Raw genomic sequence first — 18,980 nt, forward strand, 5'->3', positions numbered from 1 at the left:
GATTTCCCGGACCCGGGGTCCGCAGCGGGCCGTGCCGCTATTCCCCGTCTGCGGCGGGGATGTCGTCCGCCGCGGTGGACGGGGTCGTCTCGCTCGTCGGCGTCGACGTGTCGGGCGTCGTGGGCGTCGTCGGGGTCGTGGGAGTCGTGGGCGTGGGCGTGGGCGTGGGGACACTGGTCGGCGGCGCGGTCGTGGCCGGCGTCGAGGGCGCCTCGGCCGGGGCCCACGTCCGCGTCGTGGTGCGGGTGGGTCGGTCCGGGGGCAGGGGCGGCGGCGCGGGCGGGGACGAGGTCCTCACCTCGGGCGCCCGCACGGGCGGCGGTGCCGCCCGGACTGACCGCTCACGAGGCGGGCAGCTCCGCAGGTGCTTGCGCGCCATCCACGCCGGCGCGCCCCTGGCGATCGCCTGGTCCGAGCACGTCCCCAGGGACTCCGCCACACCCGGGACCCTGCGCCACCTGCCGTCCGAGAACGCGACCCAGTACGGATCGCCCGACACGGCGCTGGCCATGACCGCCCACCCCGCCTGGCAGTCGAGGACCCTGGCCCTGCTGTTCGGGAACAGCAGGTCGGCGTTGATCACCGCGGGATCGCAGTCCGGGCCGGTCACCTCGAGCACGGCGGAGACCCCGGGCGCGGCGGCGTGCGGCACCAATCTGGACATCCGGGGCGACTCGGGGGACGTGACGGCGGCGGCCGTCGCGGCGTCGACGGCCGCCGGTTCCGTTCTGGGCGCTCCTACGCGGGTCAGGGCGAACGCGCCGGCGGCGACCATGAGCACGGCGAGGGCGGCGACCAGGACGGTGGTCACCGTCCGGGAGGCCGTGAGGTTGGGTAGTCCGGTCATCGCGTGCTCCTGCACGGTCGGAGCCACACCCGTTAGTGAGGTCTCTCTTATTATAAGGACCGCGTCAAGACCCCACCGGTGGCCGATTCCCGCCCCGCCCGCGCCGGTTATCGGAGAGGATCGGCCCATGAACGACTCCACCCGCACCCTGGCCGGACGCACCATCCTCATGTCGGGAGGCAGCCGCGGCATCGGCCTGGCCATCGCCCTGCGGGCCGCCCGCGACGGCGCGAACGTGGCGATGCTCGCCAAGACGGACCAGCCCCACCCCACGCTCGAGGGCACCGTCCACACCGCGGCCGCCGAGGTCGAGGAGGCCGGTGGCCGGGCGCTCGCGGTGGTGGGCGACGTCCGCGACGAGGCCTCCGTGCAGCAGGCCGTCGACACGACCGTCGCCGAGTTCGGCGGGATCGACATCGTCGTGAACAACGCCAGCGCGATCGACCTCTCGCCCACGCCCGACCTCGCCATGAAGAAGTACGACCTCATGCAGGACATCAACTGCCGGGGGTCGTTCCTGCTGGCCAAGACGGCGCTGCCGCACCTCGAGAAGTCACGGGCAGCGCACATCCTCACCCTGTCGCCGCCGCTCAACCTGGACCCCAGGTGGGCGGGCAGCTTCCTCGGCTACACGATCGCCAAGTACGGGATGAGCCTGGTGACGCTCGGCCTGGCCGAGGAGCTCAAGGGGCGCGGGATCGCCGCGAACAGCCTGTGGCCGCGCACCACCATCGCCACCGCGGCGGTGGCCAACCTGCTCGGCGGGCAGGAGATGGTGGCCCGCAGCCGCACGCCCGAGATCATGGCGGACGCGGCGCACGCGATCCTCACCCGCGACCCCCGCGCGTGCACGGGCAACTTCTTCATCGACGACGACGTCCTCGCCGAGGAGGGCGTCACCGACTTCTCGGCCTACGGCGGACCGCTGGAGGAGCTGGAGCCGGACCTGTTCCTCTGACGGCCCGGCCCCGGCTCGGCTCACCTCGCGTCGGACAGCGCGTACGCCGCGCCCGAGGCCACCGCCGTCACCGTGAGCACCGCCGGCCACGAGCCCATCTTCTCGGCCAGCGGGTGCGAGGCGCCGAACGCCGCCACGTACAGCGCCGACAGCCCCACCGTGGTGGGCACGTCCGTCCTGGCCGCCCACGAGCGCCCGGCCCACACCCCGGCGGCGGCCAGGATCACCCCACCGAGCGGACGGATCCCCGTCTCCCGCGCGGTCAGCCAGCCCCCGAGCAGCCCGGTCGCCACGACGGCGGCGGTGGAGACGGACTCGGGACTCTTCACATCGATCATCGCCATGCCCCGAATCCTAGGTCCGGGGCCCACGCCGGCGGTGACACGGACCAGCGCTCGGACCGCGCCCGTCACCGCTCAGAGGTCGGAGGGCGGCGGTCCCACGATCTCGATGTCGTGCCGGGCGGCCGCCGCCTGCAGCGCCGCGGGGTCGACGGGCCCGGGCTCCGGGAGCTCGCGGCGCCCGGCCGGCTCCCCGGCCTCGGCCGCGAAGTCCTCGAACCCCGCCGGGACGGTGATCTGCAAGGTCCGCAGCGGCTCGTCCCCCAGCACCAGAAAGGTGTGGACCGACCCCACGGGCAGAAAGACCACGTCCCCCTCACGGGCCTCGAAGTCCTCGCCGTCGCAGCGGAACCGGGCCGCACCGGACAGGATGTAGAAGACCTCGTCCTGGCGCAGGTGCCGGTGTGCGGGCGGCGCGAACCCCGGCGGGTTGACGAACTCCATCAGCGTCAGCCGGTCACGGGTCTGCTCCCCGGAGATCTTGACCGTGGCCAGGCTGCCCAGGAACCAGTACGCGGAGCCGTCGTCAGGGCGCAGAACCGCCCCGGTGGCCAGTGGTTGCTCTGTCATGTCCGTGCCCTTCGTCGTGCGGCGACATGCTGGCTGCCCCCGAGTATTCTCCGCCTCCCGGCGGTGTCAAGAGCCGCCCGCGCGCGGACCCGGCGGGCCGCGGTCGAGGGCGGCGACGGGCATTCCTCGTCGTCGTCGCCCCCGATCCCGATACGGTGACCCCAACCACCCGCGCCCCCGCGCCGACCGTCCCCACCACCCCCCAGGAGACCCCGTGACCAGCCAGGACACCGCCACCCACGCGCTCGACGAGGCCGTGGCGCTGGAGCCGATCGGCGAGAACCTCTTCCGCGGGCGCACCCACCCGGCGTACGCGAACATGGTCGGCCCGTTCGGCGGCGTCACGGCGGCGGCGATGCTGGGCGCGGTCCTGCGGCACCCCGAGCGGCACGGTGATCCGATCGCGCTGACCCTCAACTACGCCGGACCCGTCGCCGAGGGCGAGTTCGTGATCGAGGCGCGCCCCGCGCGCACCAACCGCTCCAACCAGCACTGGTGGCTCGAGATGCGCCAGGGCGAGGAGGTCGTCACCACCGCCACCGCCCTCACCGGGCTGCGGCGCGAGACGTGGTCGGAGACCGAGGCCACCGCGCCGGCCGTCCCCGCGCCGGAGGAGGTGCCCCCCACCGGCGCCGACCGCGGTGTGAAGTGGGTGGAGAACTACGACATGCGGTTCGTCGAGGGGGGCTGGGACCGTGTCACCGCCGGGGAGGAGCATCCGGGGTCGACGACGACGATGTGGATCCGCGACGCCCCCTCCCGCGATCTCGACCACCTCTCGCTGACGGCGATGTGTGATTCGTTCTTCCCGCGGGCGTTCCTGCGCCTCGGTCGGCCGGTCCCCGCGGGCACCGTGACGTTGACGATCCACTACCTGGCCACCGCCGACGAGATCGCCGCGCAGGGCGGCGAGTTCCTGCTGGGGAGCGTGCACTCGCACCGCTTCCACGGCAGCTACCACGACGAGTCCGCGCGGCTGTGGGGTCGCGACGGGAGGCTGCTGGCCACGGGCACGCAGTTGATGTACTTCAAGAGTTAGGAGAGGCCGTGCCGACCCGCGACCACACCAGCCAGCGTCACCACACCACGCACGAGGTGCTCAACCAGGCGCCGCCGAGGGTCGAGGTGGACGAGTTCGCGCTCAACCCGGCGCTGCGGGAGGCGGTCGCGGTGTTCTCGCCGCACGCGCGGGTCGAGCGGTTCCACGAGATCGGCCGCCACGTCGGCACCGAGGAGTTCCAGCACGACGCCGAGCTCGCCAACACCCACCCGCCCGTCCATCACTCGCACGACCGGTGGGGCAACCGCGTCGACGAGATCGAGTTCCACCCGTCCTACCACCGGATCATGGAGTTCTCGGTCTCCCGGGGACTGCACACGTCGGCGTGGGCCGACCCCGGGCCGGGCGCGAACGTCGAGCGGGCCGCCGGGTTCATGCTGGTCTCCCAGGTCGAGGCCGGGCACGGTTGTCCGCTGTCCATGACGCACGCCGTGGTGCCGTCGCTGCGGCTGAGCCCGGAGCTGGCCGCCGAGTGGGAACCCGCGCTGCTCTCGCGGGTCTACGATCCCGAGCTGCGCGACCCCGCCACCAAGGCGGGCGTGCTGTTCGGGATGGCCATGACCGAGAAGCAGGGCGGCTCGGACGTGCGCGCCAACACCACCACCGCGGAACCGGTCACCGCGGGCGGCGCGGCTGCGGGCGGCTCGGGCTCGGGCGCGGGCGGCTCGGGCTCGGGGTGCCACGTCCTGCGCGGCCACAAGTGGTTCTGCTCGGCGCCGCAGTCGGACGCGTTCCTCGTGCTGGCGCAGGCCCCGGAGGGGCTCAGCTGCTTCCTCGTCCCGCGGGTCCTGCCCGGCGGGGAACGCAACCCGTTCCTGGTGCAGCGGCTCAAGGACAAGCTCGGCAACAAGTCCAACGCGTCCTCGGAGGTGGAGTTCGACGGCACCCTGGGGTGGCTGGTCGGCGAGCCCGGCCGCGGGGTGCGCACGATCATCGAGATGGTGGGCCGCACGCGCCTGGACTGCGTGCTCGGCGCGGCGGCCGGCATGCGCCAGGGAGTGGCCGAGGCGGCGTGGCACGCCCGGCACCGGACCGCGTTCGGCGCGACCCTGATCGACCAGCCCGCCATGGCCGCGGTGATCGCCGACCTGCAGCTCGAGTCCGAGGCCGCGACGTGGACCGCCCTGCGGTTGGCGTCGGCGTACGACGACGAGGACTCCGCCCCCTACCGCCGGCTCGCCACCGCGGTCGCCAAGTACTGGGTGTGCAAGCGCGGGCCGAACCACGCCTACGAGTCGCTGGAGTGCCTCGGCGGGAACGGGTACACCGAGGCGTTCCCGCTCGCGCGGCGCTACCGGGAGCAGCCGGTGCTGGCCGTGTGGGAAGGCTCGGGCAACGTCATCGCCCTGGACGTGCTGCGGGCGATGGCGCGGGAGCCGGAGTCGGTGGCCGCCTTCGACGCCGAGCTGGCCGCGCAGCTGGGCTCGCACGAGCTATACGACCGGCACGTCGAGCGGGTGCGCGGCCTCGTCGGCCGTGCCGCCGCCGACCCGGGCGCGGCGCCGGGGATCGCCCGCCGGCTGGTCGAGGCGATGGCCCTGGCCCAGCAGGCCGCGGTGCTGCTCGACCACGCGCCCGCGCCCGTGGCGGAGGCGTTCTGCCTGGCCCGCCTCGGCGACGACCGCTCTGCCGAGTACGGGGCGCTGCCCGACGGGGTCGACGTGGCGGCGCTGGTCGAGCGGGCCTGACGCCGCCGCGACGGAGAAACGACACCGCCGGTTTCGAAAATCGCGTGACAATCCGTGAGTTGTGTCACACACTGGGGGCAACCCGCAGACAAAGAGGTGCAGAATGTCCATTCCCGGCGACCCCCGCCCGAAGATCTTCCGCCCCGACCCGGCCCCGCTGCGCTCCCACCTGCCGGTGCTGGGCAAGACGCTCGAGTACGTGCACGACCCGCTGTCCGCCATGGCCCGGCGCTACCGCGACCACGGCCCCGTCTCCGATCTCACCCTGCTCGGCCGCACCTGGACCGCCCTCATCGGGCCCGACGCGTGCCAGGCCGCCCTGCAGAACGGGGACAAGGCGTTCGCGAGCGGCCCCGGCTGGGGATACCTGGTGGGGCCGTTCTTCAACCGCGGGCTGATGCTGCTCGACTTCGAGGAGCACAAGCACTACCGCATGATCATGCAGGAGGCCTTCACCCGGCCCCGGCTCGAGGGCTACACGCGGACGCTCGCGCCCCTCGTCGACGCCGGGATCTCCGCCTGGTCCCCGGACCGGGCGTTCCAGATCTATCCCGCGCTCAAGTCCCACACGCTCGACCTGGCGACCGACGTGTTCATGGGCGGCGCCGAGTACGCCGCGCCCGGCGAGCTGGACCGGGTCAACACGGCGTTCGTCGACTGCGTGCAGGCCGCCAACGGGTACGTCCGGTCGACGGCGCCGGTGCCGTTCACCAAGTGGGGGCGCGCGACCCGGGGCCGACGCCTGCTGGAGGACTTCCTGCGCCGGCACCTGCCGGCCCGCCGCGCGAACCCGGGCGAGGACCTGTTCTCCGCCCTGTGCCAGGTGGCCGACGCCTCCGGCGGGATCAGCGACGACGACATCATCAACCAGATGATCTTCCTGCTGATGGCCGCGCACGACACCACGACCAGCACCGTGACGTCGATGGTCTACGAGCTGGGCCGCGACATCGAGTGGCAGGAGCGCCTGCGTCGGCAGTGCCTGGCGCTGGGCCCCGACCCGACGCTGGCCGAGCTGGAGGACTTGCCCGACCTGGCGCTGGTGATGAAGGAGACGCTGCGGCTGCACCCGCCGGTGCCGGTGCTGGCCCGCAAGACGGTCAAGGACACCGAGATCCTCGGCGTGGAGATCCCGGCCGGGCGGCTCACCTCGATCATGCCGCTGTACACCCACCACATGCCCGAGTACTGGACCGATCCGGAGATCTTCGACCCCGAGCGGTTCTCCGAGGAGCGGCGGGAGGACAAGTCGCACCGGTTCGCGTGGGAGCCGTTCGGCGGCGGGGTGCACAAGTGCCTCGGCATGATCTTCGCCAACCTCGAGTCGAAACTCGTGCTCAGCGCCCTGCTGCGGCACTTCGAGTGGTCGGTGCCGCTGGACTACTCCCCGCCCATGAAGAACGACTCCCTGCCCTACCCCGGCGACGGCCTGCCCGTCTCGTTGCGCCCGCTCAGCCGCGTCGGCGCCGCCTGACCCCGCCCATCCGATGCCGCGAGTGCGGCCGGGGCACCCCGCCGCCCGGCGACCCGGGCGGCGGGGTGCGGTCAGCTGTCGAGGGCGTTGATGACCTCGAGCTCACCCTCCGAGTGCGAGGCGCGGATGCGCTTCTTGTCCAGCTTGCCGACCGAGGTCTTGGGGATCTCGTCGACAAAGGCGAAGCGCTCCGGCACCTGCCACTTGGCCATCCGCTCGGCCAGGTGGGCGCGCAGCTCCTCGACATCCGGGTCGGGGAGGCCCTCCTTGACGACGATCGTCGCCAGCGGGCGCTCGTCCCACTTGGGATCCGGCACGCCGACGACCGCCGCCTCGGCCACGGCCGGGTGCTCGAGCAGGTAGTTCTCCACCTCCACCGAGGAGATCCACTCGCCGCCCGACTTGATGATGTCCTTGGCGCGGTCGGTCAGCTGCAGGAAGCCCTCGGGCAACACGTAGCCGACGTCGCCGGTGCGCAGCCAGCCGTCGTCGAACGCGTCGGACTGGTCGACCTTGTAGTAGCTGCCGGTGATCCACGGCCCGCGGACCTGCAGCTCGCCCACGGACTCCCCGTCCCAGGGCAGCTCGTTGCCCGCGTCGTCGACGATCCGCGCCTTGACCCCGGCCAGGAACCGGCCCTGGGTCTTGCGCAGTTCGAACTGCCGCTCCTCCGGCAGGGAGGCCGCGGGCCGCGAGAGGGTGCCGATGGGCGAGGTCTCGGTCATCCCCCAGGCGTGGATGATGTTGATCCCGTAGTTGTCCTTGAACTTGCGGATCAGCTCCGGCGGGCAGGAGCTGCCACCCACCACGACCGCGCGGAAGCTCGACATGTCGACGGGATGGTCCACCGAGTACGCGTCGACGGCCATCCAGATGGTCGGCACCGCGGCCGCCAGGGTCGGACGCTCGGCGGCGATCATCGCGGCGAGCGGCTCGGGCTGGAGGAAGCGCTCCGGCATGAGCAGCGAGGCGCCGACCAGGAACGCGGCGTACGGCAGGCCCCACGACATGGCGTGGAACATCGGCACGATCGCCAGCACGTTGTCGTCCAACGAGATGTTCATCCCGTCCGACATGCACACCTGCATGGAGTGCAGGTAGATCGACCGGTGCGAGTAGACCACGCCCTTCGGGTCACCCGTGGTGCCCGAGGTGTAACACATGGCGGCGGCCGAGTTCTCGTCCACCTCCGGCCAGTCGAACTCGGTCGGCTGCGCGGCGAGCAGCGCGTCGTAGTCGTGGACCTGCATCCCCTCCGGCGCCTCGAGCGTGTCGGCGGCGCCCCCGGTGACGATGACGTGCTCGACCGTGGAGAACCGCGGGAGCAGCGGCTGCAGCAGCGGGATCAGGCTGGGGTCGACGATCACGACCTTGTCCTCGGCGTGGTTGGCCACGAACTCCAGCTGGTCCGGGAACAGCCGGATGTTGAGCGGGTGCAGCACGGCCCCCATCGACGGGATGGCCAGGTAGGCCTCCATGTGCTCGCCGTTGTTCCACTGGAAGGTGGCGACCCGCTGGTCCGAGTCGATCCCGAGCGAGCGCAGGGCGTTGGCCAGCTGCGCGGCCCGCCCACCCATCTCCCCGAAGGAGACCCGCCGCGGCTCCTCACCGGTCCACGTGGTGACGACCGCGTCCTTGTGGACCGTCGCGCCGTACTGGAGGATCGTGCTGATGGTCAGCTGCTCCGGCATCATCGTGCTGCGCATGGGAGGGGCTCCTTACTCGCGGGGCATGACCTGCCGGGAACGTGGATATGCCGCAGGTCACTCTCAGCGGCGAGACTACCCGCGGGAACCGCCACCCCACCCGCTCACGGGGGAATCGACCGCGACCGTGTACGGGGGCACCGCACACACGCGGGTCACCCCTGCGAGGGCTCGGCGTCGAGGGCGTCGAACACCTCCTGGATCGTCTTCATCGCCGACAGCGCGGCGGGTGCCCCGCAGTAGCCCGAGGCGTGGATGACCGCCTCGGCGATCTCCTCGCGGGTCAACCCGTTGGTCAGCCCGCCGCGCACATGCCCGGCCAGTTCGGCGTTCGCCCGCAGCGCCACCAACATCCCGATGTTGAGCAGGCTGCGATCCCGCCGACCCAGCCCCGGCCGGTCCCAGATGTTGCCCCACACGTTCTCCGTCACCACGTGTTGGAGGGCCTCCGACGCCGTCCCGGCGGCCCGACCCATGGCCCGGTCGACGAAGTCGTCGCCCATCACCTCACGTCTGGTCGCGAACCCCTGCGCCCGCAGGTCCCCGCCCGCCGGCCCCGCTGCCGCGCCGCTCGTCGTCGTCATCCCGTCCTACCTCCCTGCGCTCGGCGTCACCCTCCTGCGCGCCGTTCCCGACCATCCTGACCGAAACCGCCCGCGCCGCGCGCCGCCGGAGCACCCTGGGAGGAGGTACCCGGCTCCGGAAGGCGGCCCGCCATGCACTCTCGGACTTCCCGACGGATCGCACGCGCGGTCCTCGCCCTGGGACTCGCGCCCGTCCTCGCGCTGTCGGCCTGCTCGTCCGACCCCGGAGGCGCCGAGCAGGAGGCCGCGCCCACCTCGTCGTCGCCCCCGGACCGTCCCACCTCCGCGCGCCCGGGTGCGCTCGGCGGCGAACCCCTCCCCGTCCAGGACACCGCCCCGTGCGCCCAGGACGGCGGCGGCACGCCCGTCGCCCGCACCGCCGACGGAGCCGCACCCGAGGGCCCGATCTCCCTCAACCCCGAGGTCGCGACCGGGTACCGCACCGGGATGCGACCCGTGGCCACCGCGTCGTACTCGGTCTCCACCGCACACCCGCTGTCCACCCTGGCCGCGTGCGAGGTCCTCGCCGACGGCGGCACCGCCGCCGACGCCCTCGTCACCGCCCAGGCCGTCCTCGGGCTCGTCGAACCCCAGTCCTCCGGGCTCGGCGGCGGCGGATTCCTCGTCCATTACGACGCCGACCTGCGGCAGGTCCAGACCTACGACGGACGCGAGACCGCGCCCGCCGCCGCCACCGCCGACTACCTCCGCCACATCTCCCCCGAGGACACAGGCGAACCGCAGCCCGACGCGCGGCGCAGCGGCCGGTCCGTCGGCGTCCCCGGCATCCTCCGCCTCCTCGAGACCGCGCACACCGAGCACGGCGCCCGCGAGTGGGGCGAGCTCTTCGACCCGGCGGCCCGGCTCGCCGACGAGGGCTTCGACATCAGCCCCCGCCTGGCCGAGTCCATCGCCGCCTCCGCCGAGGACCTCGCCCGCGACCCCGACGCCGCCACCTACTTCCTCGACGGCGACGCCGGCAAACCCGCCGGGACCCGCCTGACCAACCCCGCCTACGCCAAGACCCTGGCCGCCATCGCCACCGAGGGCGCCGACGCCTTCTACACCGGCGCGATCGCCGAGGCGATCGTCGAGCAGGTCAGCACCGCCCGCGAGGGCATCACCCCCGGCGCCATGACGCTCGACGACCTCGCCGGCTACGAGGCCGTGGAACGCGACCCCGTGTGCAGTCCCTACCGCGACCACGCGGTGTGCGGCATGGCGCCGCCGTCCTCCGGCGGCACCGCGGTGGCCTCCACCCTCGCCATGCTCGCCGAGTACGACCTCGCCGCGTACCCGCCGGTCGACGTGGGGCCCGACGGTGGCCTGCCCGCCCCCGAGGCCGTGCACCTGGTCACCGAGGCCCAGCGGCTCGCCTACGCCGACCGCGACGTCTACATCGCCGACCCCCGCTTCGTGCCGCCGCCGCTGGGCTCGGCCATGACCCTGCTGCGGCCCGGTTATCTCGCCGACCGCGCCGGTCTCATCGACACCGAACGGTCCATGGGCGAGGCCGAACCCGGCGAGTTCGCCTTCGACGCCCGCGGCGTGTTCACCGGCCCCGAACACGGCACCACCCACATCAGCATCATCGACGCCGAGGGCAACGCCGCCGCCCTCACCACCACCATCGAGTCCGCCTTCGGCTCATTCCAGATGGTCGAGGGCTTCCTGCTCAACAACCAGCTCACCGACTTCGCCGCCGAACCCCGCGACGAGAGCGGGGAACTGCAGGCCAACCGCGTCCAACCCGGCAAGCGACCCCGCTCGTCCATGGCCCCGACGCTGGTGTTCGACGGCACGCCCCTCGCGCGCGGCGAGCTGCGCGCGGTCGTCGGCTCGCCCGGCGGCTCGCGGATCATCCAGTTCGTCGTCAAGACCCTCGTCGGGATGCTCGACTGGGAGCTCGACCCGCAGCAGGCCGTGGGCTCCCCGTCGTTCGGGGCGATCAACTCCCCCGAGACCGCGATCGGCGGCGAGCACCCGGCGGTGACCGACGACTCCGAGCTGACCCGGTGGCTCACCGAGCGCGGCCACGAGATCTCCACCGAGGAGCAGTCCTCGGGGCTCTCGGCGATCCTGCGCCAGTCCGACGGCACCCTGGTCGGCGGTGCCGATCCCCGGCGCGAGGGGGTCGTGCTGGGCGGGTGACGCGGCCACTTCTGCCCGTCGCGGCCGCTCGGCTACCCTCGAGGGGTCCGGCCCCGCGCCGGGCGACCGAGGTGCTCGGCGGAAGTCGGTGGGAATCCGACGCTGTCCCGCAACTGTGATCCCGTCCCCCACACGGGCAAGCCAGGTCGGCCGGATCCTCGGCGCGAGTACGAATCGACCTCGGACGAAGGACGGTTGCGTGCAGCGGCCCCGCGCCGCGGCCCGAGCTGTTCTCGTCCTCCGGATCACGGAGGATGCCGTGCACCACCCCAGCCCACACCACGGCCCGCGCGCCCGACGCGCCCGCTCCCTGCTCATCGCGCCCCTGGCCGCGCTGGCGCTCGTCGCCACCGCGTGCGGCGGCGCCGACGGCGAGGACGCCGCCCCCGCCGACCAGACCGGCGCGGCGGCCGGCGAGCCGCAGGCCATCGTGTCCCTGAGCCCCACCACCACCGAGATGCTCTACGCCGTGGGCGCGGGCGACCAGGTGGTGGCGGTGGACGAGCGCTCGGACTTCCCCGAGGGCGCCCCGGTCACCGACCTGTCCGGCTACACGCCCAACCTCGAGGCGATCCTGGGCTACGGCCCCGACCTCGTGGTGCTGACCGACGACAACGCCGACGTCGTGGCCGGGCTCGAGCGCTCGGGCGTCGAGGTGCTGCAGCTGTCGGCCGCCCAGACCCTCGACGAGACGTACACCCAGCTCGAGCAGGTCGGCGCGGCCACCGGCAACATCGGCGAGGCCGCCGAGCTGGTGTCGAAGATGCAGGGTGAGATCGACGAGATCGTCGCGTCCGTGCCGCAGCGCGAGACGCCGCTGACGTACTTCCACGAGCTGGACGACACGTACTACACGGTCACCGACGACACGTACATCGGCGAGGTGTACTCCCTGCTCGGCCTGACCTCGATCGCCACCGGCGACGACACCTACCCGCAGCTGTCCGAGGAGCTCATCCTCGAGGCCGACCCGGACCTGGTGTTCCTCGCCGACGGGCAGTGCTGCGGCGTCACCGCCGAGACCGTCGCGCAGCGGCCCGGCTGGGGCGGGCTCACCGCCGTGCGCGAGGGCCGCGTCCACGTGGTGGACGAGGACCTGGCCAGCCGCTGGGGCCCGCGCGTCGTGGACTTCATGCGCGAGGTCGCCGCGATCGTCGCGCAGATCCCCGCCACCCAGCCCGCGTCATGACCCGCCCGTCGCCCCGCCACGCCCTCGTGCTGGGCGGGGCGACGCTGCTCTTCGGCGCGGCGATGCTGCTCGGCACTCTGATCGGTCCGGCCGGGCTCACCGCGGGCGGGGTGCTGCTCGACCTCGTCGACCGTCTGCCGCTGGTCGCAGTGGACTCCGGGCTCACCGAGCGCCAGCAGGTGATCCTGTGGGAGATCCGGATCCCGCGCGTGGTGCTGGGGGCGATCGTCGGTGCGACGCTCGCGATCGCCGGTGCCACCTACCAGGGCGTCTTCCGTAATCCGCTCGCCGACCCGTACCTGCTGGGCGTGTCCAGCGGCGCCGGGCTCGGCGCGACCCTGGCGATCGTGGTGGGCGGGGCGGCGGGCTCGGGACTCGTGCCGCCCGCCGCGTTCGCCGGCGGCATGATCGCGGTGATGGCCACGTACGCGCTGGGGCGCAGCGTGGGCGGCGGGCGCAGCGAGGTCGTCATCATCCTCGCCGGCGTCGCGGTGGCCGCGTTCGCCAGCGCCATCCAGACGTTCTTCATGCAGCGTCACGACGAGACGCTGCGGCAGGTGTACTCGTGGATGCTCGGCCGCCTCACCACGAGCGGGTGGACCGACGTGCAGACCGTGCTGCCGTACGTGCTGGTCTCGGTGGCCGTGATCGCCCTGTTCCGCCGGATGCTCGACGTCATGGCGGTCGGCGACGTCGAGGCCGCCACCCTGGGCATCGCCCCGGCGCGCGTGCGGCTCATCCTCATCAGCGTGGCCACCCTCGGCACGGCGGCGGTCGTGTCGGTCTCGGGCCTCATCGGGTTCGTGGGCATCGTCATCCCGCACGCCGTGCGGATGCTCATCGGGCCCGGGCACCGGCTGTTGCTACCCACGTCCCTGCTGGTGGGCGCGACGTTCCTCGTCCTGGCCGACGTCGTGGCCCGTACCGCCATGAGCCCGGCCGAGCTGCCGATCGGCGTGGTCACCGCCGCGATCGGCGCCCCGTTCTTCCTGGTGGTCCTGCGTCGCAGTCGGGGGCAGATATGAGCCCGACCGACCCCGTTCGCCGGGCCCCCTCGGACCCGACCACGCCGCGCCACCCCGCCTTGGCCTGCCGCGACCTGCACGTCGCGCGCGACCGCGCGCCGGTGCTGCACGGCATCGACCTGTCGGTGCCCGCCGGGTCCTGGGTGTCGCTGGTCGGCCCCAACGGCTCCGGCAAGACGACGTTGCTGTTCGCCCTGGCCGGCCTCATCCCCGCGTCGGGGCGGGTCGAGGTGGACGGGTTCGCGCCGCGCCGGGCGGGGCGCCGCCGGGTCGCCCGCACGGTGGCGATGATGCCCCAGCGCCCGGTGGTCCCCGAGGGGGTCACCGCCCGCGAGCTCATCCGCCTCGGCCGCACGCCGCACATCTCCCGCTTCGGCACGGAGACCGCCCACGACCACGAGGTCGTGGACCGGGTGATCGACCGCCTGGACCTGCACGATCTGGCCGCCCGCACCGCCACCACGCTGTCCGGCGGCGAGCTGCAGCGGGTGGTCCTGGCCCGGTCCCTGGCGCAGGAGCCGCGGGTGTTGCTGCTCGACGAGCCGACCAGCGCCCTGGACATCGGCCACCAGCAGCAGGTGCTGGACCTGGTGGACTCGATGCGCCGCGAGAGCGGGCTGACGGTGGTGGCGGCGATGCACGACCTCACCTCGGCCGCGCACTACGGCGAGCGACTGGTCCTGCTCGACGGCGGGCGGGTGGTGGCCGACGGCCCGCCGGCCGAGGTGCTCACCGCCGAGCGGGTGGCGCAGGTGTACGGGGCGCGCGTGGAGGTCCTGGCGCGGCCCGACGGCCCGGCGGTGCTGCCCCGGCGCGGGCCGGGCGGCTCGCGGGCGGACGGCTCGACGCGCGGGGCGGGCGCGCCCTGATGGAGGTCGTGCTGCTGGGCACGGGCGCGGCCGACGGCTGGCCCAACCCGTTCTGCCGGTGCGACTCGTGCGGCGCGGCACGCCGACTCGACGTGGTGCGGGGCCAGACCTCCGCGATGGTCGACGACGACATGCTGATCGACTGCGGACCGGAGGCCCCGGGCGCGGCGGTACGGCTCGGGCGCACCCTGGCGTCGGTCGGGCATCTGCTGATCACCCACGCCCACGCCGATCATCTCGGCCCCCAGGCGCTGCTCTACCGCTCGTGGGTCCCGGAGGCCGGCGAGCTGGAGGTCCTCGGCCCCGCCGATGCACTCGACGTGTGTCGCCCGTGGGTCGGTCCGGACGTTCCGGTGCGCTTCGTCCCGGTCCGTGCGGGGGACCGCCTCACCGTGGGCCGCTACGACGTCCGGGTGCTGCCGGCCCGGCACCGGGTCTTCCGCGACGGCGACGCCGTCCTCTACGACCTCACCGGCCCCGACGGCGTGCGCATCCTCTGGGCCACCGACACCGGGCCGTGGGAGGACGACTGGTTCGCGGCGGTACGCGACGCCCGGTACGACGCGGTGTTCCTCGAGGAGACCCTCGGCGACCGGGAGGAGCTCTCCCCCGCGCACCTGGGTCTGTCCCGGTTCGCCGACATGCTCGCGCGGCTTCGCGAGGCGGGTGCGGTGGTCGAGGACACCGAGGTGGTGGCCGTCCACCTGGGGCACCACAACCCGCCGCCCGACGTCCTGGCCCCGCGCCTGCGCGGACTCGGCGCCCGGGCCGGGGTCGACGGCGAGGTGGTCGACCTCCGGGCCCGGTCCTAGTTCGGGGTCTCCGCGATGACCATCCGCACCAGGCCGGCGAGTGTCGACGCCATCAGAGCGGCCAACCCCGCGACGAGGACAGCCGAGCCGGCGTCCGCGAAGGTCTGCAGCACGATCCCGAGGTAGACGACCGCCACCCCGGCCAGCACCCACACCATCATCCGTTCGCCCTCGCGGTAGAGGCGCTGGGCGTTGGCCTCGGTGACCTCGCCCGGGTAGTTGAGCACCCGGGGCCTGGTGGACAGCCACGCGATGAGGGAGCCCATCGCGAGCATGACGCCGGCCAGCCACAGCAGGCTGGACCTGGCGCCGAACCCGTCGGCCTCCCCGCGGAAGGTGAAGTGGATCGGCACCGTCTCGGGCAGGGTGGGGTACCGGACGAGGAGGTAGGCGCTCACCGCCACGATCGCGGCCAGCGAGACGAGCCGCAGGCCGCGGGTCACCGGACCGGTCACGTACTCGGCGGCGGGACGCTTCGGGGTCGCGGGGCTCTTCGGACTCATCGGTGACGAACCTACCCGCGCGGACGTACGTCGAGTCCGCAGCCGCTCCCGGGGATGGCGTCTCGCACCCCCCGCGGTGCGCGCGAGACGCCATGTTGGCGTGCGGCTACCTACCCCCGCGCGCCCGGCACGGTCAGTCGCCCCGCAGCAGGTCGGCGGCGCCGCGCTCGAGCAGGTCGAACGCCTCGTCGAGGTAACCCGCGCGACCGTGCGTCGCGTCCTGCTCGCCGCCGCGCGGGCGGTGCCGCAGCACCGAGGCACCGGCGGCCAGGCTCAGGTCCACCAGCACCCGGACGCGGAATCCGCTCAGCTGCGGCTCCCGGCGGCCGATCGCCTCGTACAGCGGGTCGAGGATCTGCTCGGCAAGGCACGATCGGGCCTCGCTGGAGAGCATGATGCCGATCTGCTCCCCGGCCACGAGCAGGTTCTCGGCGGCCTCGATGTCATCCGCCGAGCGACCGTACAGCTCCCGGAACATCGTCCGGAAGATGTCCACGGGGGTCAGCTCCGGACGCGCCTGGTCCACCTGCCGCACGAACTCGGCGATCTGCTCCCGCAGGAAGTGCACGAACGCGTCCTCGCGGTGCGCGAAGTAGTTGTGGAAGGTGCGGGTCGACACCCCGGCCCGCCCGGCGATCGCCGAGACCGTGGCCCCCTCCGCGCCCTCGGCGACCAGCAGTTCCACTGCGGCCGCCGAGAGGCGGGTCCGGGTGTCGGCCTTCTTCCGCTCGCGCAGGCTAGCCATCGGACCTCGTGGACCGGCCCGCGGCCACCGTGTCGGCGTGGACCACCTCGTCGTCGTCGCCCGATCCGGCACGGTCTCCCGCATCGCGGGGGCCCGCCTCCTCGAGCCCCTCCAACGCCGACCCCTCGACGTCCACCGAGGGCAGGATCCGGTCCAGCCAGCGCGGGATCTTCCACGCGTTCTCCCCGAGCAGGAACATCACGGCCGGGATGATCGTCATGCGCACCACGAACGCGTCGAACACCACCGCCACCGCCAACGCGAAGCCCATCACCTTGATGAACTGCTCGTCGATCGTCATGAAGGCCGCGAACACGGCGGTCATGATGAGCGCCGCCGCGGTGACCACGCGGGCGCCGTGCTTGAAGCCGTTGGCCACGGCGTTCTGCGCGGTCTTGCCGTGGACCCAGCCCTCGCGCATGCGGGTGACGAGGAAGACCTGGTAGTCCATCGCGAGGCCGAACACGATGCCGATGAGGATGATCGGCAGGAAGCTGATGATCGGCTGCGGGTCGGAGACGATGCCGCCCCAGCCCTCCTGCCACAGCGCCACGGTGAGACCGAACGTGGCCGCCACCGACAGGCCGAAGCCCAGCGCGGCGATGAGCGGCACCCAGATCGAGCGGAACACGAGCATGAGCAGGATGAACGCCAGCGCCAGGACGATGCCGATGTACGGCAGGAGCACCTGGGCGAGACGCTCGGAGATGTCCTCGTAGATCGGGGTGACGCCGGTGACCGAGTAGGTGCCGCCGGTCTGCTGCTCGAACTCGCCGATGCCGTCGCGGATGTTGTCCAGCACCGTGGCGGCCTGCTCGTCGGTCGCCCCGTACTCGGGGGTGACCAGCACCTGGGCGGCGTCCCCCGCCTCGTTGGTCTCGATGATCTGCGCGTTCTGGACGCCGTCCACCGCCTGGATGTCCTCGACGGCCGTCGCCCACGCGGCCGGGCGTTCCTCCGCCGGGACGTCGAGGGTATCGACCAGCGCGATCATCGGCGCGTTACGACCCGGGCCGAACGCCTCGGACGTGAGGTCGTACGCGGTGCGGTTGGGGGTGCCGGGCGACATCGTGCCGTCCGAGGGCATGGCCAGCCGCAGCTGCGCGGCCGGGATCGCGAGCAGACCCAGCAGGACCACCGCGATCACGGCGTGCAGGATCGGATGCTTGCGGACGCGGCGGACCCAGGTCAGGCCCATCGTCGGCTTCTCGTCCTCCGGGTCCGGGGCCTTGACCACCGGCACGCGCGCGCCGAAGACCTTCGTCCCCACGGCGCCGAGGACGGCCGGCAGCAGGGTGATGGCCACGAGGACCGCCACGGCGACGGTCGCGGCCGCCGACAGCGCCATCGCCGTGAGGAACGGGATGTTGATGATCGACAGCGCGGCCAGCGCGATGAGCACGGTCAGGCCCGCGAAGACCACGGCCGACCCGGCCTTGCCGACCGCGAGTCCGGCGAGGTGCGCGCGCTCCCGGAACGGGATCGTCTTGAGCTGCTGCGCCAGTTCCCTGGGCTCGAGGTCGTTGCCGCCGATGTGCTTGACCAGCTCGGTGCGGAACCGGGAGACGATGAACAGGGCGTAGTCGATGCCCACGGCGAGGCCGATCATCGACGCCAGCGTGGGCGTGAAGTTGCTGATGGTGTCCGTGAACGAGGTCGCGGCGAAGATGCCCGCGATGCCGATGCCCACGCCCACCACGCCGACGAGCAGGGGCAGGCCCGCCGCGATGAGCGAGCCGAACGTGATGGTGAGGATGACGGCGGCCACGGCGATACCGATGATCTCGCCGGTCGCGCTGATCTCGGAGGTCTGGAACGCGTTGCCCGAGTAGGCGATCGTCAGACCGTCCTGGTGCTCCGCGACGAGGTCGGCGAAGGCCTCGCGGTCCTCGGCCTCGACGTTCATCGTGGTCTCGGCGTCGAACTGCACCTGGAGCGTGCCGGTCGTCCCGTCCTCGCTCAGGGGGCTGAGCGCGGCGAAGTCGGCGTCGATCTGCTCCTGAGGGATGCCCTGCGCGGCCTTGGCCTCGGTCAGCTGCTGGCGCATGCCCTCGGCCGCGAGCACCGGGCTGACGATGGCCTCGGTGCCGGTGAGGAAGTCCAGTTCACGGACCTCGGCCAGGAAGGCGTCGACGTCCTCGGCCACGGCCGGGTCGGCGAGGGTGCTGCCCTCGGGCGCGCGGAGGACGACGGTGCCGGTGGGCACGTCGAGCTGGCTGGGCGAGCCGGGGAACCGCTGCTGGATCTCCTCCTGGGTCTCGATCGACTCGAGGCCGGGGATCTCGAAGCTGCTGGTGGTCTGCTGCGACAGGGTGGCGGCGGCCGTGCCCATACCCGCGATGATGAGCAGCCACGCGACGATGTACCTCCACCTGTGCAGGTAGGCCGAGCGGCCGATCCGGTAGAGAAATGACGCCATGCGCTGGGCTCCTCGTGATATAGGTGCGTCTCGCGAACT

At 72.8% G+C, this 18,980-nt stretch carries 17 protein-coding genes and 1 riboswitch; of the genes, 9 read left to right on the plus strand and 8 right to left on the minus strand.

The features are described from left to right. Positions 1-37: 37 nt before the first annotated feature. Positions 38-847, minus strand: coding sequence for a hypothetical protein (locus RWK90_RS07130; RefSeq protein WP_314036232.1), 810 nt, complete (start codon positions 845-847; stop codon positions 38-40). A gap of 127 nt (positions 848-974) precedes the next feature. On the opposite strand from RWK90_RS07130, the gene RWK90_RS07135 reads away from it, so the two are divergent. Continuing rightward, positions 975-1,805 (plus strand): NAD(P)-dependent oxidoreductase, encoded by an 831-nt coding sequence (locus RWK90_RS07135; RefSeq protein WP_314036234.1) that lies wholly within the window; start codon positions 975-977, stop codon positions 1,803-1,805. Between the two features lie 20 nt (positions 1,806-1,825). On the opposite strand, the gene RWK90_RS07140 is transcribed toward RWK90_RS07135, so the two are convergent. Both RWK90_RS07140 and RWK90_RS07145 read right to left on the minus strand, forming a co-directional pair. Continuing rightward, on the minus strand, positions 1,826-2,149 hold the full coding sequence (locus tag RWK90_RS07140) for a hypothetical protein (RefSeq protein ID WP_314036236.1): 324 nt from the start codon (positions 2,147-2,149) through the stop codon (positions 1,826-1,828). A gap of 72 nt (positions 2,150-2,221) precedes the next feature. Continuing rightward, positions 2,222-2,716 carry a cupin domain-containing protein gene (locus RWK90_RS07145; protein ID WP_314036238.1) on the minus strand — a complete coding sequence of 165 codons (495 nt, stop codon included), beginning with the start codon at positions 2,714-2,716 and terminating at the stop codon, positions 2,222-2,224. Positions 2,717-2,930: 214 nt separating this feature from the next. Here RWK90_RS07145 and RWK90_RS07150 point away from each other — a divergent pair, with 214 nt between their 5' ends. From RWK90_RS07150 to RWK90_RS07160, 3 genes are all read left to right on the plus strand, one after another. After that, entirely contained in the window at positions 2,931-3,755 is an 825-nt protein-coding gene (locus RWK90_RS07150; protein WP_314036240.1) for a thioesterase family protein, read from the plus strand. An 8-nt stretch (positions 3,756-3,763) separates the two neighbouring features. Beyond that, a complete protein-coding gene (locus tag RWK90_RS07155; protein WP_314036242.1) occupies positions 3,764-5,464 on the plus strand; it encodes an acyl-CoA dehydrogenase family protein in 1,701 nt (566 codons plus the stop codon). Between the two features lie 103 nt (positions 5,465-5,567). Next, positions 5,568-6,938 carry a cytochrome P450 gene (locus RWK90_RS07160; RefSeq protein WP_314036244.1) on the plus strand — a complete coding sequence of 457 codons (1,371 nt, stop codon included), beginning with the start codon at positions 5,568-5,570 and terminating at the stop codon, positions 6,936-6,938. Positions 6,939-7,009: 71 nt separating this feature from the next. On the opposite strand, the gene RWK90_RS07165 is transcribed toward RWK90_RS07160, so the two are convergent. Beyond that, positions 7,010-8,644, minus strand: a complete 1,635-nt coding sequence (locus RWK90_RS07165) for a long-chain fatty acid--CoA ligase (protein WP_314036246.1) — start codon at positions 8,642-8,644, stop codon at positions 7,010-7,012. Positions 8,645-8,799: 155 nt separating this feature from the next. Further along, on the minus strand, positions 8,800-9,228 hold the full coding sequence (locus RWK90_RS07170; RefSeq protein WP_314036248.1) for a carboxymuconolactone decarboxylase family protein: 429 nt from the start codon (positions 9,226-9,228) through the stop codon (positions 8,800-8,802). A 132-nt stretch (positions 9,229-9,360) separates the two neighbouring features. On the opposite strand from RWK90_RS07170, the gene ggt reads away from it, so the two are divergent. The 5 genes from ggt to RWK90_RS07195 all read left to right on the plus strand — a co-directional run bounded on the left by ggt (position 9,361) and on the right by RWK90_RS07195 (position 15,274). Then, positions 9,361-11,379, plus strand: coding sequence for a gamma-glutamyltransferase (ggt, locus tag RWK90_RS07175; protein WP_314036250.1), 2,019 nt, complete (start codon positions 9,361-9,363; stop codon positions 11,377-11,379). Between the two features lie 31 nt (positions 11,380-11,410). Continuing rightward, positions 11,411-11,549: riboswitch (cobalamin riboswitch) on the plus strand. A gap of 89 nt (positions 11,550-11,638) precedes the next feature. After that, on the plus strand, positions 11,639-12,568 hold the full coding sequence (locus tag RWK90_RS07180) for an ABC transporter substrate-binding protein (protein WP_396230297.1): 930 nt from the start codon (positions 11,639-11,641) through the stop codon (positions 12,566-12,568). Next, entirely contained in the window at positions 12,565-13,593 is a 1,029-nt protein-coding gene (locus RWK90_RS07185) for an iron ABC transporter permease (protein WP_314036252.1), read from the plus strand. Before RWK90_RS07180 ends, RWK90_RS07185 begins: the two co-directional genes overlap by 4 nt. Next, positions 13,590-14,462, plus strand: a complete 873-nt coding sequence (locus RWK90_RS07190; protein WP_314036254.1) for an ABC transporter ATP-binding protein — start codon at positions 13,590-13,592, stop codon at positions 14,460-14,462. The genes RWK90_RS07185 and RWK90_RS07190 overlap by 4 nt, the downstream gene beginning before the upstream one ends. Continuing rightward, complete coding sequence (locus tag RWK90_RS07195) at positions 14,462-15,274, plus strand: MBL fold metallo-hydrolase (protein ID WP_314036256.1); 813 nt, start codon at positions 14,462-14,464, stop codon at positions 15,272-15,274. Before RWK90_RS07190 ends, RWK90_RS07195 begins: the two co-directional genes overlap by 1 nt. Here the strand turns inward: RWK90_RS07195 and RWK90_RS07200 are convergent. The 3 genes from RWK90_RS07200 to RWK90_RS07210 all read right to left on the minus strand — a co-directional run bounded on the left by RWK90_RS07200 (position 15,271) and on the right by RWK90_RS07210 (position 18,941). Next, the gene (locus RWK90_RS07200) at positions 15,271-15,777 is read right to left on the minus strand and encodes a DUF1648 domain-containing protein (RefSeq protein WP_314036258.1); all 507 of its coding nucleotides are present in this window, start codon (positions 15,775-15,777) and stop codon (positions 15,271-15,273) included. The two genes, RWK90_RS07195 and RWK90_RS07200, sit on opposite strands and share 4 nt — an antisense overlap. A 133-nt stretch (positions 15,778-15,910) precedes the next feature. Next, positions 15,911-16,522, minus strand: a complete 612-nt coding sequence (locus RWK90_RS07205) for a TetR/AcrR family transcriptional regulator (protein ID WP_314036260.1) — start codon at positions 16,520-16,522, stop codon at positions 15,911-15,913. Further along, entirely contained in the window at positions 16,515-18,941 is a 2,427-nt protein-coding gene (locus tag RWK90_RS07210) for an MMPL family transporter (RefSeq protein ID WP_314036262.1), read from the minus strand. The genes RWK90_RS07205 and RWK90_RS07210 overlap by 8 nt, the downstream gene beginning before the upstream one ends. Positions 18,942-18,980 lie beyond the last annotated feature (39 nt).

The sequence above is a fragment of the Dietzia sp. CH92 genome, from assembly GCF_032248695.1.
Classification (GTDB): domain Bacteria; phylum Actinomycetota; class Actinomycetes; order Mycobacteriales; family Mycobacteriaceae; genus Dietzia.